We start from the raw sequence: 16905 nt of genomic DNA, 5'->3' as shown, positions 1-16905 counted from the left end.
GTACCAGATATTTCAATAGTGGTTCATAAAACGCCGTTGCGCCTTTCAGAATTGGCTGAAGTCACAACCCCCGTGAATGAACAACTGATTATCTGCTACGGACCAGCGGTAATAGTTCATCCATTTTTTTCTCCACGGCGGCCTTGCCTGCCGCAATGGCCTCTTCAGCCCGATGAAAGTCCAGCGTTGAAATCTGCGGACAAAAAGGCTGAATCAGCACATCCGGCGGATCGCCTGCCATACGATTACGTTTCAGGCGATTTTCCAAAACCTGGATTGACGTAGACATAATTTCCATCGCGCCTGGAGACTGGCTGGCGCGCCGATGGGTTAACCCCATCAGACGCTGGCGCAGTTTTTTGCCCCAGCTCAGTGCTTCTGCCGCTGCCGCCTCTTCACCGCTCTGCGGCGTGACCGACAGCAGATCCTGCTGCATCAGGTGCGCATCATGTTGCAGGTCAACGGCAATCACAATGTCAGCGCCCAGCGCGCGGGTCAGCGAAATCGGCACCGGGTTGACCACCGCACCATCCACCAGCCAATAACCATTGTAGCCAACCGGAGGCAATAAGCCTGGCATACTACACGATGCACGCACCGCCTGGTGCAAATCACCTTCGGTCAGCCACAGCTCGCGTCCGGTGCTGAGGTTGGTTGCCACCACGCCAAAGCGCTTATCCGCGTCTTCGATAAGCTCGTTAGGGATCAGCTGACGGATATGGCTAAACACCCGGTCGCCGCGCAGCAGGCCGCCACGCTGCCATGAGAGGTCCATCAGACGGATAACATCCCAGTAGCGAAATGCGCTGACCCACTTCTCCATCAACGCCAGACGGCCGTTGACGTAGGCAGAACCCACCAGTGCGCCGACGGAACAGCCGGCGACGACATCCACCTCAATACCGGCGCGCTCCAGCGCGTTGATGACACCAATATGCGCCCAGCCTTTGGCAGCGCCCGATCCCAGGGCCAGCCCAATCCTGACTTTTCTCATCTCACCTCGTGATCAACCTGATGCGTAGCTTCACGCTGGCCAGTCGGCTAACATAGCGCACACTTTCATTAACTTTAATCACTCTCAGGAGATGATGTGTCCGAAAAGTGCCCCTGCTGCAGCGGAGAGCAGTATAGCCTATGTTGTCAGCCCTTTCTGAACGGGCAACAAACGCCACAGCGCGCTGAACAGTTAATGCGCTCGCGTTACAGCGCTTACGTTAAGCAAAACGCCGCCTGGCTGGTAGAAACCTGGCATCCCAGCCAGCGCGTGGCCGGACTGGAGACGCTATTATCCGAAAGTTTCGCCACCACAGAATGGCTTGGCCTGAATGTAACCCGTTGTAATCACGGAAGCCATGAGAATGAAGCCTTCGTCACTTTTTTTGCGCGTTATCTCGAAAAAGGCCGTACCTGCAGCCTGTATGAATGTTCACGCTTTCTTCGCGAGGATCAACGCTGGTACTATGTCGACGGAACAACGCCGGAGTTAGGGCGTAACGATCGCTGTCCTTGTGGCTCCGATAAAAAATACAAAAAATGTTGTGGCTAATCTGGACAGATGCCCAACAGCTTCACCATTCATCGCTTTGACAGGACTCTGATCGAGATGCAAGCGCAAACCATGCAACGAAAAGTTTTACGGACCATTTGCCCCGATGCCAAAGGTCTGATCGCCAAGATCACCAACATTTGCTACAAGCACGAACTGAACATTGTGCAGAACAATGAGTTCGTCGATCACCGTACCGGGCGCTTTTTCATGCGCACAGAGCTGGAAGGCATTTTCAACGACAACACGCTGCTGGCTGACCTCGACAGCGCGCTGCCGACCGGTTCGGTACGTGAGCTGCACAGCGCCGGACGTCGCCGCGTGGTGATTCTGGTCACCAAAGAGGCGCATTGCCTGGGCGATCTGCTGATGAAGAGTGCCTTTGGTGGTCTGGACATGGAAATCGCCGCCGTTATTGGTAACCATGAAACGCTGCGTTCGCTGGTCGAGCGTTTTGACATCCCGTTCGTGCTGGTCAGCCATGAAGGCCTGACGCGCGAAGAGCACGATAACCGCATGGCGGATGAGATCGATCGCTATCAGCCGGATTACGTGGTGCTGGCGAAATACATGCGCGTGCTGACGCCGGCGTTTGTGCAGCGTTATCCCAACCAGATCATCAATATTCACCACTCGTTCCTGCCAGCCTTTATTGGCGCCCGTCCTTATCATCAGGCCTATGAGCGCGGCGTGAAGATCATCGGTGCCACCGCGCACTACGTGAACGACAACCTGGATGAAGGCCCGATCATCATGCAGGACGTGATTAACGTCGATCACAGCTATACCGCTGAAGAGATGATGCGTGCCGGACGCGACGTGGAAAAGAATGTACTAAGCCGCGCGCTGTATAAAGTGCTGGGCCAGCGCGTGTTTGTTTACGGCAACCGCACGATCATTCTTTAACCACTGCGGCGCTGATTTGCGCAACTCTTCAGCGCCACGCGTAAAAAGTGGGCAAACGATTGAGTTTTTTACTGCGGGCGCTTTACAGACTGAACGCATTTGGTATGATGCGCCCCGCTTTCAGGCATAAAGATTCAGGCCAGTGGCGGGATTCCCGAGCGGCCAAAGGGAGCAGACTGTAAATCTGCCGTCATCGACTTCGAAGGTTCGAATCCTTCTCCCGCCACCATCTGAATCCATTCTGTGCCTGAATCTTCTGAGCTTCATATCCCTGGCGGGATTCCCGAGCGGCCAAAGGGAGCAGACTGTAAATCTGCCGTCATCGACTTCGAAGGTTCGAATCCTTCTCCCGCCACCATCTCATGCTGCACTCTTCTTCCAGCCAGTCAATAAAGCCAGTTAATAACACCTGGAGAAGGATGAGAAGCTTCGACCGAAGGTTCGGGTCGAACGCAGTGAGACAACGCGCGCAGCGCGGCCCGCAGGGTGAGCCGCTTGCGGCGAATAATCCTTCTCCCGCCACCATTTCATGCTGCACTTTTCACCAGACCGACATCTGAATTTACGCGATGCAGGTCGCCATCAATGGCGACCCTACAGTGATACGGACTCAAGTGTTACCCATGTGACCGGTTTCTATTCTCATCGTCCCAGTTGTCACCCGGATTGTAGGGTGCGCATTAATGCGCACTTTGATATTCACATCAACGCCCCAGTTGAACGGCACCGCCTGCCTGACCCCGCTCTCCTGCGTCCACCACCACAAATCACCTGCGTGCTGCCTCTCGCTCTTATCGTCACGCTCTTATGACGCAAGCCATGACTTTTGCCGCAAACCTGGTTACCATCGCCGCAACCTTTTGCGACGAAAAATGGCAGCGAAATGAAATTTGTCTCTTTTAACATCAACGGCTTGCGCGCACGCCCTCATCAGCTGGCGGCGCTGGTTGAACAGCATCAACCGGATGTCATCGGCCTGCAGGAAACTAAAGTGCACGATGATATGTTCCCGCTGGAAGAGGTCAGCAAGCTGGGTTACAACGTGTTTTATCACGGCCAGAAAGGCCATTACGGCGTGGCGCTGTTGACCAAGACGCAGCCGGTGGCAGTTCGACGCGGTTTTCCTGATGACGGCGAAGATTCCCAGCGACGTCTGATCATGGCAGAAATTCCCAGCCCGATTGGCGATATCACCGTCATCAACGGTTACTTCCCGCAGGGGGAAAGCCGTGACCATCCCATCAAGTTCCCGGCCAAAGAGAAGTTTTATCGCGACCTGCAAAGCTATCTTGAGCAGCAACTGGCGGCCGACAAGCCGGTGCTGATCATGGGCGATATGAACATCAGCAGTACCGACCTGGACATTGGTATTGGTGAAGAGAACCGCAAGCGCTGGCTGCGCACCGGCAAATGCTCTTTCCTGCCGGAAGAGCGCGAGTGGATGGACCGGTTGCTGCAGTGGGGACTGGTCGATACGTGGCGTGAGAAAAACCCGGAAACCGCCGATCGCTTCTCGTGGTTCGACTATCGCTCAAAAGGATTTGATGACAACCGCGGTCTGCGCATCGATCTGCTGCTGGCCAGCCCACCGCTGGCATCACGCTGCATCGACAGCGGCATCGACTACAACATTCGCAGTATGGACAAACCGTCCGATCACGCGCCGGTGTGGTCCAGTTTCAGGCTGTAACTGAACAGCGTGGCGCCTGCGCGCCACGCTCGCTTATTTAATGATTTTCCAAATCAGCGGATTGGTACCCAGCACTTTTTCGTCACGCGCACACTGCAGCAATACGCCCTCTGCTTTCACCACGGCGCCTTCGGAGTAGCTGCGGTTTTCATAGATACAGCACTGCAGGCAGTTGTTCTGCTGACGATTCTGCCCCTGCGTCCACACTTCCGGCGGCATATCCACCACCACATCGGTATTGCCCATTCGCGCGGGCTCCGGCTGGCGATTAGCCAGCGCGGCATGGCTGCACAACAGCAGCCCACTCAGCAACAGCGTTGCGTAACGCATTATTCCGTCTCCTTCGTTTTGCGCCGGGGCGTTTTGCCTTTACTGCGCGTCTTCGCTCCGGTCGCGGCTAATCCACGAAAAGCCTGCAGCGACGGCCTCTGGCGCGCCTCACCGATCAAACCAATTAAGGTACTGACCAGCGGCTGCATAAACTCATCATAGCGACAGGCTTTTTCACTGATGCGGGTAAGCGTTGACTCCCAGTGCGCCGTCATATCCGGCCGCGCGGCCATCTCAGGTAACGCATGAATCAGCGCCCTGCCCGCCTCGGTTGAGTGAATATAGCGACCTTTTTTCACCAGAAATGTACGGCGGAACAGCAATTCTATGATGCCGGCGCGCGTCGCTTCCGTTCCTAAACCATCGGTCGCACGCAGCACTTTCTTTAATTCTTTATCCTGCACAAAGCGGGCAATACCGGTCATGGCCGACAGCAGCGTGGCGTCGGTGAACGGCCGCGGCGGCTGAGTCTGCTTCGCCAGCACCTCACCACGCTCACACAACAGCTCATCGCCTTTACTCACCACTGGCAGCGGCGTGCCATCATTCTCTTCATCGCGCTCTTTACTGCCCAGCAGCGCACGCCAGCCGGCTTCGGCAAGAAAACGTGCTTTGGCGACGAACCTGCCACCGCCGATATCGAGGTCGATGACGCATTTGCGAAATACCGCGTCGGGACAAAACTGCATCAGATACTGGCGCGCAATCAGACCGTAAATATTGGCTTCATTGTCGCTCAGGTTCACCTTGCTGGCGCGCGCCGTAGGAACGATGGCATGGTGCGCATCCACTTTTTTATCGTCCCAGCAGCGATTTTTCTGATCCGCATTGAAATCCGCTGGCAGCGACACGTCCGGCTGATGCGCCTGAATGGCGTTCAGCACCGCATGACGTCCGGCAAAATGTTCATCCGGCAGATAGCGGCTGTCCGAACGCGGATACGTAATCAGCTTATGGGTTTCATACAAACGCTGACAGCAGTCCAGTACCGTCTGGGCACTCAGGCCAAAACGCTTCGCCGCCTCGATTTGCAGGCTGGAGAGGGAAAATGGCAGCGGCGCCGTTTCTGACTCCCGCTTATCGTTGTAGCCGGTAACCCACGCTGGTTTGCCGTTGATACGTTCAAGCACGTGGTCAGCGAGAGGACGATGCAGCAAACGGCCCTCGTCATCCTGCCACGGTTCACAGGCATCGCTGGGGATCCAGCTGGCAACGAAGCGCTCCTCTTTCGGGGTGACGATGTGCGCTTTGACTTCGAAGTAATCCTTCGGCACAAAGTTTTCGATCTCTTCATCGCGCCTCACCACCAGCCCCAGCACCGGCGTCTGTACGCGTCCCACCGAGAGCACGCCGTCGTAACCGGCGTTGCGGCCCAGCAGCGTCCAGGCGCGGGTCATGTTGATGCCATAAAGCCAGTCGGCGCGCGCCCGGGCCAGCGCCGAGACACACAATGGAATGAATTCACGGTTCTCGCGCAGACGGCTTACCGCGCGCTCGACCGCCGCAGGATTCAGGTCGTTAATCAGGCAGCGCTGCACCTGCTGGCGCTTTTCAGCCGGCAGCTGCAGATAATCGAGCACTTCGTCGACCAGCAGTTGTCCTTCGCGATCCGGGTCACCGGCGTGCACCACCACGCTGGCCTGCTGCAGTAAACCCTCGATCACTTTGAGCTGCTTCGCCACCGACGGGCGCGGCTGCAGGCGCCATTTATCCGGGATGATGGGTAAATCTGCCAGATTCCAGCGCGCATAGCGGCTGTCATAGCTGTCAGGCTGCGCCTGCTCCAGCAGATGCCCGACACACCAGGTCACAACCTGGTCATTACCACAGGCAATATAGCCGTCGCCACGTCGATGCGGTTTGGGTAGCACATCGGCGATGGCGCGTGCCAGACTGGGTTTTTCAGCAATAAACAAACGCATGAATGGCGTCGTTCCTTTACGTCAGGTGACTACAGTAATCAGTGGATGGGCGCGGTCGGCCGGCAGCAGTGTGCCAATCGCCGTGGCCTCAACGCCAGCCTGCGCCGCGCACGCGCGAAACGCCGCCACAGCGTCAGGCTGTACCGCCACCAGCAGCCCGCCGGAAGTTTGCGGATCGCACAGCAGTGCGCGCGTGGCCTCATCCATGGCAGAAATGTGCTCGCCGTAGCTGGCGAAGTTGCGGCTGGTGCCGCCCGGCACCGCGCCGGCCGCAATGTACTGGTCCACGCCGGGCAGACGCGGTACCTGTGCGGCCTGCACGTGTGCGCGCAGGCCGGAGCCCAGACAGATTTCACTCAGGTGCCCCAGCAGACCAAAGCCGGTGACATCGGTCATGGCGCTGACGCCGGGCAGTTTAGCAAATTCCGCCCCTGCGCTATTGAGCTGGCACATCACCTGCGCCGCCAGCGTCTGATGCTCCGCACGCAGCAGCCCTTTTTTCTCTGCAGTAGTCAGAATACCGATGCCGAGCGGTTTGGTGAGGAACAGCTCGCAGCCCGCCTGCGCAGCGCTGTTCTTTTTCACGCGCGCCACGTCAACGATGCCGGTAACGGCAAGGCCAAAAATCGGCTCCGGCGCATCGATTGAGTGGCCCCCCGCCAGCGCGATGCCGGCCGCCTGGCAGGCCGCGCGACCGCCTTCAATCACCTGCTGTGCCACCTTCGCATCCAGCACATTAACCGGCCAGCCGAGAATAGCGATGGCCATGATCGGTTTGCCGCCCATGGCGTAAATATCACTGATGGCGTTAGTGGCCGCGATACGGCCAAAGGTGTGCGGATCGTCAACGATGGGCATAAAGAAGTCAGTGGTGCTGACCACCGCCGTGCCGTTACCAAGATCGTACACGGCAGCATCGTCACGGGTTTCATTGCCGACCAGCAGTTGCGGATCGTGAAAGGCAGCCAGTTCGCTGTGCAGAATGGTCTCAAGCACCTGAGGTGAAATTTTACAGCCGCAGCCAGCGCCGTGGCTGTATTGCGTCAAACGAAGCGGTTCGCTCATGGCGGGTTCCTTGTGCGCTGAACAGAGAGGGCTATGTTAGCCTGGCTGCCCGCTGCTGGTAAGCGCTGTCGCCGCTAAGCGCGATCTTTCGCACAGCGACTGTGCAATCAGTGTCGTTGCATGCACCTTGCCGCAGAAACCCGCTGCTGTCTGTCAGAAATAACTGACAAACGCCTCGCTGTCGGGCGCAACCACGGTGGTATTGGCTTTCAGCTGCGGCGTACCGAGGTAGAGGAAACCCACAATCGCATCCTGTTCGCGGCAGCCAAAGGCGGCGCGTACCTGCGGATGATCGGTCCATGGCCCGCTGCGCCAGATGCCGTTAAAGCCCTGCGCGACGGCCGCCATTTGCATCGCCATCACCGCGCAGCCCGCGGACACGACCTGCTCCCAGCGCGGCACTTTGGCGGAGGCTTCGCAGTGCGCGACAACGGTAATGATCATCGGCGCGCGGAACGGCGACGTCCGGGCCTTCTCAATGGCTTTGTCATCCAGCTGGCTGTCGCGTGCGGCCTGCTCCAGCAGATGGCTGAAGCGTTCGCGCCCCTCATTTTCAATAATGATGAAGCGCCACGGCTGCAGCGTGCCATGATCCGGTGCGCGCATACCCGCGTGCAGAATATTCTGCAGCACCTCACCGGCCGGTGCCGGCTCGGTCAGACGCGACGCTGAACGACGGTTTACCAGTAATTCGAGTGCATCCATCTTGATTCTCCCGTGATTAACAAAGCGTGGGCTAATCCTGGCACAGCGCGATCTTTTGTAACAGTCTGGCGCGATTTCCTGCTGACTTTTCGCACGCTGCTCTTTAGGATGAACCCGACATCGGGGCAGACCGCATACCGGCTGCCCTGGCTACGTGAATATGGAGAGTTTATGCGCACATTGTGGCGAATTATTGCTGGCCTGTTCCGCTGGAGCTGGCGGGTGCTGAATTTTATCCGGGAATTTATCCTGAATCTGTTCCTGATTGTGTTAATTCTGGCCGGCGTCGGCATCTGGCTGCAGCTATCCAGCGCCAGCAGCAGTGAACCGGTGCAGCAGGGTGCGCTGAAAGTCGATCTGAGCGGCGTGCTGGTGGACAAACCGTCGGTCAGCAATCGTCTGAGCCGCATCAGCCGCCAGCTGCTGGGTGCCAGCAGCGATCGTTTGCAGGAAAATTCGTTGTTTGATGTGGTCGATGCCATTCGTCAGGCAAAGAGCGATAAAAATATCACCGGCATGGTGCTGGATCTGCGCGATTTTGCCGGCGGCGATCAGCCTTCGCTGCAGTACGTGGGTAAGGCGCTGCGCGAATTCCGCGACGCGGGCAAACCCATTTTTGCCCTCAGCGACAGCTATAGCCAGGCGCAATACTATCTCGCCAGCTACGCCACGAAGGTCTATCTGTCGCCGCAGGGCACGGTGGATCTGCACGGTTTCGCCACCAACGGCCTCTATTACAAATCCCTGCTGGATAAGCTGAAAGTCAGCTCACACGTGTTCCGTGTCGGCACCTATAAGTCCGCAGTTGAACCTTTCCTGCGTGATGATATGTCGCCGGAAGCGCGCGATGCTGATGGCCGCTGGGTCGGCCAGCTGTGGCAGAACTACCTCAACACGGTGTCCGCCAACCGGCAAATCACGCCGCAGCAGCTGTTCCCGGGGGCGGCGGGCATCATCAGCGGTCTGCAGGCCGTTCAGGGCGATACCGCTAAATATGCCCTGGATAACAAACTGGTGGATGTGCTGGATTCGCGCGCTGCCGCCGATCGCGAGCTGGTGAAAACCTTTGGCTGGGATAAAGCCAGCAATGACTACCGCAACGTCAGCATCTATGACTACAACGTCAAACAACCGACGCAGCAGGATGGCAACATTGCGGTGATTCTCGCCAGCGGCGCCATCATGGACGGCGAAGAGAGCGCCGGCAACGTCGGTGGCGACACCACCGCTGCGCAAATCCGTGACGCCCGCCTCGACGACAAAATCAAAGCCATTGTGCTGCGCGTCAACAGCCCGGGCGGCAGCGTAACGGCCTCTGAGGCCATTCGTGAAGAGCTGGCGGCGGCGCACGATGCCGGTAAGCCGGTGGTGGTGTCGATGGGCGGCATGGCGGCATCGGGCGGCTACTGGATCTCCACGCCGGCCGACTACATCGTTGCTGCGCCGAGCACCCTGACCGGGTCGATCGGCATCTTTGGCGTGATCAATACGGTGGAGAATAGCCTGAGCAGCATCGGTGTGCACAGCGATGGCGTTGCCACCTCGCCGCTGGCGGATGTGTCGACCACCAAAGCGCTGCCGACTGAAGTGCAGCAGCTGATGCAGCTGACCATTGAAAACGGTTATCGCAACTTTGTCGGTCTGGTCGCGGCGTCACGCCATAAAACGCCACAGCAGATTGATGCCATTGCGCAGGGTCACGTCTGGACCGGTAGCGATGCCAAAGCCAACGGGCTGGTGGATGCGCTGGGCGACTTCGACGATGCGGTGGCCAAAGCCGCCGAGCTGGCGAAGGTCGCGAAACCTGAACTGAGCTGGTATCAGGACGATCCGGGGATGATCGACCTGCTGCTTAACCAGATGAATGCGTCGGCGCAGGCCGTGCTGCCGGCCGCGCTGAAAGTGTGGCTGCCGGCACCGGTCAGCGAAGTGATGGGCGCGCTGCAGGCGCAGCCCGGCCTGATGAATAATCTCAACGATCCGCAAAACCGTTACGCGTTCTGCCTGACCTGCGGCAACGTACGCTAATCTTTACAGCCCGGCCGCTGGTCGGGCTGCTTTTCCCCGCTAATCCCCTTATACTGCGCGTTTTACGGCAAGTCTGAGTCCATTCATGCAAAAGAAAAATATCTATGTAGCCTACACGGGCGGGACCATCGGTATGCAACGCTCCGCGCAGGGTTACATTCCGGTCTCTGGCCATCTGCAGCAGCAGCTGGCGATGATGCCAGAGTTTCACCGTCCGGAAATGCCGGATTTCACCATCCACGAATACCATCCGCTGATTGACTCCTCGGATATGACGCCGCAGGACTGGCAGTCAATCGCAGACGACATCCAGCTGAACTACGATCGCTATGACGGTTTCGTCATTCTGCATGGCACCGATACCATGGCGTTCACCGCGTCGGCGCTGTCGTTCATGCTGGAGAACCTGGCCAAGCCGGTGATCGTCACCGGGTCGCAGATCCCGCTGGCCGAGTTGCGCTCAGACGGTCAGCAGAACCTGCTGAACTCGCTGTACGTCGCGGCTAACTATCCGATTAATGAAGTGGCGCTGTTCTTCAACAACACGCTATTCCGCGGTAACCGCACCACCAAAGCCCACGCCGACGGCTTTAATGCGTTTGCGTCACCGAACCTGTCGCCGCTGCTGGAAGCAGGCATCCATATTCGCCGTCTCAATACGCCACCAGCACCGCGCGGCAGCGGTGAGCTGATCGTCCATCCGATCACGCCTCAGCCGATTGGCGTGGTGACCATCTATCCAGGCATCTCTGCCGACGTGGTGCGCAATTTCCTGCGTCAGCCGGTGAAGGCGCTGATTCTGCGCTCTTACGGTGTGGGCAACGCGCCACAAAACGCCGAGTTTCTTGCCGAACTGCAGCAGGCCAGCGAGCGCGGCATTGTGGTGGTGAACCTGACGCAGTGCATGTCCGGCAAGGTCAACATGGGCGGTTACGCCACCGGCAACGCACTGGAACACGCCGGCGTGATCAGTGGTTTTGATCTGACCGTCGAGGCCACCCTGACTAAACTGCACTTTTTGTTAAGCCAGAACCTCACCAGCGCTGAAATTCGTGCCAAAATGCAGCAGAATTTACGTGGCGAACTGACCGAAGACTGATACGGAGCAAAATCCCATGAAGCGGGCATTGATAATCATCGATATTCAGAACGATTTTTGCCCCGGCGGCCCGATGGCCGTGCGTGAAGGTGACCAGACGGTTGCCGTTGCTAATCGCTATGCACGCGAATTCCACGCGCGCGGTGAATGCGTGGTGGCGTTGCAGGACTGGCATCCGGCCAATCACGGCAGCTTTGCCTCGGTCTCTGGCGAGCCGGTGTATACCCTCGGTGAACTGAATGGTCTGGCGCAGATCTGGTGGCCGGATCACGGCGTGCAGCACTCACAGGGCGCGGATTTCCATCCGGATCTCGATCGCAGTCTGATTGATGCGGTGTTCCATAAAGGCGGCGATGTGGATGTGGATAGCTACAGCGCCTTTTTCGATAACGGGCACCGCCGCAAAACCGAGCTCGACAGCTGGCTGCGCGAGCGCGGCATTACTCACCTGGTGATGCTGGGCCTGGCGACCGATTACTGCGTCAAGTACAGCGTGCTGGATGCGCTGGAACTGGGATATCACGTTGAGGTGGTGCAGGAAGGCTGCCGGGGCGTCAATCTCAATCCGGACGACAGCGAGATCGCGATCGCGCAGATGCAGGCGCAGGGTGCGGTCATTATCTGAAAATCAGGGCTGGAGCTCTCCAGCCCTGCAGCCGGTTAATGCAGGTTGATGCGCGTCACGTCGGACTCGATTCCCCACTCTTCCTTCAGCTGTTTTTTCGACTTCATCACCATCTCGCCGCCTTTACCGATGGTCATGTGCTGCGGTTCGTCGTTGTGCCGCGCCTGCCACAGCATCACCAGCTGCAGACAGTTATCTTTCTGATCCTGCGTCAGCGCCACGCCGTCTGGCCACTTGCCGGTTTCCACCGCGGTGGCGAGGCGCTCGTAGACTTCCGGCGTCATCGCCGCCAGCATTGCTTCCAGTTCCTGCTTCATGCTCAGCCCTCGTGCTGATTGCCCTGCTCGTCGGTAAAGTTCAGCGACGCTGAGTTGACACAATAGCGCTCACCGGTTGGCTGCGGGCCATCCGGGAAGACGTGGCCCAGATGGGCGTCGCAGTTACCGCAGCGGATTTCGACGCGGTGCATACCGTGCGAGTCATCTTCCAGATAGCGGATAGCTTCATCGTTATACGGCTGGTAAAAGCTCGGCCAGCCGCAGCCGGAGTCATACTTGGTTTCGGAGAGAAACAGCGGTGCGTTGCAGACCAGGCAGTGATAGATACCCTCCTGCTTGTTGTGCAACAGCGCGCCGGTGAAAGGCGGTTCGGTTCCACGATGCTGAGTGACGTAGCGCTGCATTTCCGACAGCTGGGCAATTTTTGCCTCGGGTGCGGTGTCTTTAGCCATTTTGAGTTCCGGAGTGTCATTCTGTAAAAATCGTCTAGTATTCTAACAAACGAACAACATCTTCCGGGTCTTTTTTCGTGCGGATGCTTTTGCCCCGACCAGCACTGCGCAATTTTGTGATGACGATCACTCTTTGCAACAGTCATCCCTTTTTAGTCTGCATTCGGCGTAAGATAGGTGCGCAATAAGGGCGCTGCGCAAGCGTTTGCGCACCCAATTATTCCTGGCGCTGGAATTGACCTGTCGCAACAATTGACACGATTCCGCTTGACGCCTGGTAAGGTTTTTGTAATTTTACAGCCAACCTTTTATTCACTAACAAATAGCTGGTGGAATATATGACTATCAAAGTAGGTATCAACGGTTTTGGCCGTATCGGTCGCATCGTTTTCCGTGCTGCTCAGCAGCGTTCTGACATCGAAATCGTCGCGATCAACGACCTGCTCGACGCCGATTACATGGCTTACATGCTGAAGTATGACTCTACACACGGTCGTTTCGACGGCACCGTAGAAGTGAAAGATGGCGCGCTGATCGTTAACGGTAAAAAAATCCGTGTTACCGCTGAGAAAGACCCGGCTAACCTGAAATGGGACGAAGTGGGCGTTGACGTTGTTGCTGAAGCAACCGGTATCTTCCTGACCGACGAAACCGCACGTAAACACATCACTGCCGGCGCGAAGAAAGTGGTTCTGACTGGCCCGTCTAAAGATGACACCCCAATGTTCGTTCGTGGTGCCAACTTCGACAAATATGCCGGCCAGGACATCGTGTCTAACGCTTCCTGCACCACCAACTGCCTGGCACCGCTGGCTAAAGTGATCAACGACAAGTTCGGTATCGTTGAAGGTCTGATGACCACTGTTCACGCCACCACCGCCACCCAGAAAACCGTTGATGGCCCGTCTCACAAAGACTGGCGCGGCGGCCGCGGTGCAGCACAGAACATTATCCCATCTTCAACTGGCGCAGCGAAAGCAGTAGGTAAAGTTCTGCCAGAGCTGAACGGTAAACTGACCGGTATGGCGTTCCGCGTACCGACGCCAAACGTGTCTGTGGTTGACCTGACCGTCCGTCTGGAAAAACCAGCGTCTTACAAAGACATCTGTGCAGCCATCAAAGCCGCTGCTGAAGGTGACATGAAAGACGTGCTGGGCTACATCGAAGACGACGTGGTTTCTACCGACTTCAACGGCGAAACCCTGACTTCCGTGTTCGACGCGAAAGCCGGTATCGCTCTGAACGACAACTTTGTGAAACTGGTTTCCTGGTACGATAACGAAACCGGTTACTCCAACAAGGTTCTGGATCTGATTGCACTGGTTGCTGCTAAGTAAGCTAACCGGCTAAACAGACAAGGGGTGACTTCGGTCGCCCCTTTTTTTTCGATTGGATGAGAGAAGGTCTGACAATGCACAATTCGCTCTTTAACTTGCCCGTGGTGACGCAGATCACCCCTTACCTGTCGCAGCGTCAGATGGGTGAATTATCGATTCTGGTGATCAGCCATCCGAAAGTGCGCGCCGCCATTGCCCTGCAGGGTGCGCACCTGCTGGCATGGCAACCGGCCGGTCAGCAGCCCGCCATCTGGCTCAGCGACAAGACGCCATTCGTCAGCGGAAAAGCCATTCGCGGCGGCGTGCCGGTCTGCTGGCCGTGGTTTGGTCCGGCAGGTGAACCTGCGCATGGCTTTGCCCGCAATCAGCCGTGGACGCTGACGGCGCATGATGAGAACGAAGATGCGGTCATGCTGACGTTCACGCTGGAAAGTAATGCACAAACGAAAAAACTGTGGCCGCACGACTTCACACTGCTGGCGCGCTTCCGCATTGCTGAACACTGTGAGATTGAGCTGGAAGCCTGGGGCGATTATGAAGCCACTGCCGCGCTGCACAGCTATTTTCAGGTGGCGGACATTGCGCAGGTTGAAGTCAGCGGGCTCGGCAACAGCTACATCGATAAGGTGCAGGACAGTGCCATCGGCAGCGCAGCGGACGGGAAACAAACTTATCCCGATCGGGTTGATCGCATTCATACCGCAGCGGAAGACTGCAGCGTGATCCACGATCGCGCCGGTAAACGCCAGATTGAAGTCTATCACCATTATCAAAGTGACGTTGTCACCTGGAATCCTGGCCCGGCACTGTCCTGCAGCATGGCCGATATGCCTAATGATGGTTATAAAACCATGGTATGCGTGGAGACGGCGCGGATTAGCAAACCGATGAAAAGTGCCGGAGAAACCCCTGCCCGCCTTGGCGTCACGCTGAGAATCCGCAATAAGTAATGCTGAACGGCGCGCACGCGCCGTTTACACCACATCCAGCGCCAGTTTATGCTGCGGCGGCGGAAAGGCGCGATCCAGCAGCGCCAGCTCATCGCTGGTCAGGGTGATATTCAGGGCCGCCGCATTCTCCTGCACGTGCGCCACGCTGCCCGCCTTGGGAATGGCCATTACGCCCGGCTGGCGAATCACCCAGCTCAACAGCAACTGAGCGATGCTGATGCCCTTCTGTTGTGCAATCTGCTGCAAAGTCGCATCGTCAAACAGCGCCTGACGCAGCCGTCCGGCCTGCGCCAGCGGACAGTAAGCCATGACGGGCGTATGGTGCTGCTGACAGAGCGGCAGTAAATCGAATTCAATACCGCGTGAAGCCAGATGGTATAGCACCTGATTAGTCGCGCAGCCCATCCCTCCGGCTTCACTCCACAGCTCCTGCAGATCGTCGCTATCAAAATTGGAGACGCCCCAGTGGCGGATTTTGCCCTGCTGCTGCAGCGTTTGCATGGCGCGCACGGTCTCTTCCAGCGGTACATTACCGCGCCAGTGCAGCAGATAAAGATCGAGATAGTCCGTCTGCAGACGGCGCAGACTGCGCTCACAGGCGTCAATCGCATCGACCTCACCGGCGTTCCACGGGTAAACTTTTGATACCAGCCAGGCTTGATCGCGCCGTCCGCGCAGCGCAGCGCCGACCACCTCTTCCGCGCCGCCTTCGGCATACATCTCAGCGGTATCGATCAGTTTCAGTCCGGCGTCCAGTCCAGCCTGCAGCGCAGCGATTTCCTGCGCCCGCTGTGCCGGATTTTCGCCCATATACCAGGTGCCCTGGCCGATAGCCGGTAACGGCGTATCGTCATTGAACTGAATTGTCTTCATCTCACCTCCCGTTGCGCCATTACAGGGCGCAATATTGGTGCAGGGTAACAAAAACGCCTCATTATGAGGCGTTCGTGCGGTCATCAGAAGCTGTAGCTGACGCCGGTCCACAGCGTAAACTGACCGTCTTTATCTACCATCGGACTGTCTTTAATTTCGCTGGCGAAACGGGTGTAACGGCCTGACAGGCTGGCGTTCCAGCTCTCGCTAATCTGGTAGCTGGCGTTCATCTCGACGTAAGGCGACCAGCTGTCGTCCGGGTGATAGCGATCAATGCCGGTACGCGCGCTTTCGTGGCCGGAAACGCCGTAGTAATAGCGGTTTTGGTTGGCACTGTTCCACATTGCGCCAATGCCCGGTGTCAGGCTGAACGCGCCGAAATCAAAGCGGTACAGGTAGGTCAGGTCCCAAATCATGCCGTTGCTGTTATTCAGCACATCGCCCAGCAGCGCGGTACGCACAATCCCCCAGTCAGCGACGTGACGATAAGTCGCGCCGGCCATCAGCGTCATGCGACGCTTGTCCAGCCCTTTCATATCGCCCAGATCGTTATCTTTCGGGTCATACTGCTGCGGCGAGCCCAGCAGCGTTAACGACAGCTGATTTTGCGGGTCTTTCCACAGGTAATAACCGCCCTGCAGGCTGCGGAACCAAAAGTTTTCCCCCTCATAATTGATGACCGGGATCGGCAGATATCGGTCCTGGCCGCCGCGGTACGGCGACTGGGCATAAATAACCGAAGCCCCAAGTGACACGGGTTCAGCGTAAGTGCTGAACGCCGCAAAATAGCAAGGACACATCAGAGCAAGCGCTTTAAGTTTGAAATGGTTCACAATTTATTCATTCCATTAATATAACAATCACACGCAGAGTCTAACCAAATTTTGCCACTGGTTTAACTTTTAATGTTGATTTCCTTTTTATCCTGTCAAAAGCGTCTGAGACGCAGCGCACCTGTTGCCGCAAGGGCGTGACGCCCTTAGCGCTTATGAGACTTTGTTATTGATATATCGCTAAATAAGGAGAAAAGACGGAGCAATTTTTCTGATTGCCTTCTACAGTAAAAGTAAGACGAGAATTTTTTGTACGAGCAGAGTAA

17 protein-coding genes, 2 tRNA genes and 1 other RNA gene are annotated in these 16905 nt (G+C 57.2%); 11 read left to right on the top strand and 9 right to left on the bottom strand.

Annotated elements, in window-relative coordinates; translation table 11 throughout:
* Window positions 1-88: 88 nt before the first annotated feature.
* Window positions 89-994 carry a patatin-like phospholipase RssA gene (rssA, locus tag C1N60_RS09580; protein ID WP_021510074.1) on the bottom strand — a complete coding sequence of 302 codons (906 nt, stop codon included), beginning with the start codon at window positions 992-994 and terminating at the stop codon, window positions 89-91.
* A gap of 96 nt (window positions 995-1090) precedes the next feature.
* On the opposite strand from rssA, the gene C1N60_RS09575 reads away from it, so the two are divergent.
* The 6 genes from C1N60_RS09575 to xthA all read left to right on the top strand — a co-directional run bounded on the left by C1N60_RS09575 (window position 1091) and on the right by xthA (window position 4142).
* The gene (locus tag C1N60_RS09575) at window positions 1091-1546 is read left to right on the top strand and encodes a YchJ family protein (RefSeq protein ID WP_040679954.1); all 456 of its coding nucleotides are present in this window, start codon (window positions 1091-1093) and stop codon (window positions 1544-1546) included.
* 57 nt (window positions 1547-1603) lie between these two features.
* Window positions 1604-2452, top strand: coding sequence for a formyltetrahydrofolate deformylase (gene purU / locus C1N60_RS09570; RefSeq protein WP_031280214.1), 849 nt, complete (start codon window positions 1604-1606; stop codon window positions 2450-2452).
* Window positions 2453-2596: 144 nt separating this feature from the next.
* A tRNA-Tyr gene (locus tag C1N60_RS09565) sits at window positions 2597-2681 on the top strand.
* Between the two features lie 44 nt (window positions 2682-2725).
* Window positions 2726-2810 (top strand) — tRNA-Tyr (locus tag C1N60_RS09560).
* Between the two features lie 40 nt (window positions 2811-2850).
* Window positions 2851-2977: non-coding RNA, RtT sRNA (locus C1N60_RS09555), on the top strand.
* Window positions 2978-3335: 358 nt separating this feature from the next.
* The gene (gene xthA, locus C1N60_RS09550; protein WP_264443376.1) at window positions 3336-4142 is read left to right on the top strand and encodes an exodeoxyribonuclease III; all 807 of its coding nucleotides are present in this window, start codon (window positions 3336-3338) and stop codon (window positions 4140-4142) included.
* Window positions 4143-4175: 33 nt separating this feature from the next.
* On the opposite strand, the gene C1N60_RS09545 is transcribed toward xthA, so the two are convergent.
* The 4 genes from C1N60_RS09545 to C1N60_RS09530 form a co-directional block, all read right to left on the bottom strand.
* Window positions 4176-4472 carry a YnjH family protein gene (locus tag C1N60_RS09545; protein WP_021510070.1) on the bottom strand — a complete coding sequence of 99 codons (297 nt, stop codon included), beginning with the start codon at window positions 4470-4472 and terminating at the stop codon, window positions 4176-4178.
* The gene (locus tag C1N60_RS09540) at window positions 4472-6394 is read right to left on the bottom strand and encodes a DNA topoisomerase III (protein ID WP_104189030.1); all 1923 of its coding nucleotides are present in this window, start codon (window positions 6392-6394) and stop codon (window positions 4472-4474) included. Before C1N60_RS09540 ends, C1N60_RS09545 begins: the two co-directional genes overlap by 1 nt.
* Before the next feature lie 21 nt (window positions 6395-6415).
* Window positions 6416-7459, bottom strand: a complete 1044-nt coding sequence (selD, locus tag C1N60_RS09535) for a selenide, water dikinase SelD (RefSeq protein ID WP_059009697.1) — start codon at window positions 7457-7459, stop codon at window positions 6416-6418.
* Window positions 7460-7612: 153 nt separating this feature from the next.
* Window positions 7613-8164 carry an NAD(P)H nitroreductase gene (locus C1N60_RS09530; RefSeq protein WP_058774609.1) on the bottom strand — a complete coding sequence of 184 codons (552 nt, stop codon included), beginning with the start codon at window positions 8162-8164 and terminating at the stop codon, window positions 7613-7615.
* Window positions 8165-8335: 171 nt separating this feature from the next.
* On the opposite strand from C1N60_RS09530, the gene sppA reads away from it, so the two are divergent.
* The 3 genes from sppA (at window position 8336) to pncA (ending at window position 11916) form a co-directional block, all read left to right on the top strand.
* Complete coding sequence (sppA, locus tag C1N60_RS09525) at window positions 8336-10192, top strand: signal peptide peptidase SppA (protein ID WP_394521715.1); 1857 nt, start codon at window positions 8336-8338, stop codon at window positions 10190-10192.
* An 85-nt stretch (window positions 10193-10277) separates the two neighbouring features.
* A complete protein-coding gene (gene ansA / locus C1N60_RS09520; protein WP_058757717.1) occupies window positions 10278-11291 on the top strand; it encodes an asparaginase in 1014 nt (337 codons plus the stop codon).
* Window positions 11292-11307: 16 nt separating this feature from the next.
* Window positions 11308-11916 (top strand): bifunctional nicotinamidase/pyrazinamidase, encoded by a 609-nt coding sequence (gene pncA, locus C1N60_RS09515; RefSeq protein WP_058781815.1) that lies wholly within the window; start codon window positions 11308-11310, stop codon window positions 11914-11916.
* 35 nt (window positions 11917-11951) lie between these two features.
* On the opposite strand, the gene C1N60_RS09510 is transcribed toward pncA, so the two are convergent.
* Together C1N60_RS09510 and msrB are read right to left on the bottom strand one after the other, a co-directional pair.
* Window positions 11952-12233 carry a YeaC family protein gene (locus C1N60_RS09510; RefSeq protein WP_104189023.1) on the bottom strand — a complete coding sequence of 94 codons (282 nt, stop codon included), beginning with the start codon at window positions 12231-12233 and terminating at the stop codon, window positions 11952-11954.
* 2 nt (window positions 12234-12235) lie between these two features.
* On the bottom strand, window positions 12236-12646 hold the full coding sequence (msrB, locus tag C1N60_RS09505) for a peptide-methionine (R)-S-oxide reductase MsrB (RefSeq protein ID WP_021510062.1): 411 nt from the start codon (window positions 12644-12646) through the stop codon (window positions 12236-12238).
* Window positions 12647-12984: 338 nt separating this feature from the next.
* On the opposite strand from msrB, the gene gapA reads away from it, so the two are divergent.
* Window positions 12985-13983 (top strand): glyceraldehyde-3-phosphate dehydrogenase, encoded by a 999-nt coding sequence (gapA, locus tag C1N60_RS09500; protein WP_021510061.1) that lies wholly within the window; start codon window positions 12985-12987, stop codon window positions 13981-13983.
* A 74-nt stretch (window positions 13984-14057) separates the two neighbouring features.
* Window positions 14058-14933, top strand: a complete 876-nt coding sequence (locus C1N60_RS09495) for a D-hexose-6-phosphate mutarotase (RefSeq protein ID WP_058771253.1) — start codon at window positions 14058-14060, stop codon at window positions 14931-14933.
* A 24-nt stretch (window positions 14934-14957) separates the two neighbouring features.
* On the opposite strand, the gene C1N60_RS09490 is transcribed toward C1N60_RS09495, so the two are convergent.
* Together C1N60_RS09490 and C1N60_RS09485 are read right to left on the bottom strand one after the other, a co-directional pair.
* Window positions 14958-15806, bottom strand: a complete 849-nt coding sequence (locus tag C1N60_RS09490) for an aldo/keto reductase (protein ID WP_152390960.1) — start codon at window positions 15804-15806, stop codon at window positions 14958-14960.
* Window positions 15807-15889: 83 nt separating this feature from the next.
* Window positions 15890-16639 (bottom strand): MipA/OmpV family protein, encoded by a 750-nt coding sequence (locus C1N60_RS09485; RefSeq protein ID WP_058774604.1) that lies wholly within the window; start codon window positions 16637-16639, stop codon window positions 15890-15892.
* Window positions 16640-16905 lie beyond the last annotated feature (266 nt).

This window comes from Pantoea sp. SGAir0184, from assembly GCF_043544755.1.
Note: the sequence above shows the minus strand (reverse complement) of the source record. Positions and strands in the feature narration are given on the sequence as shown.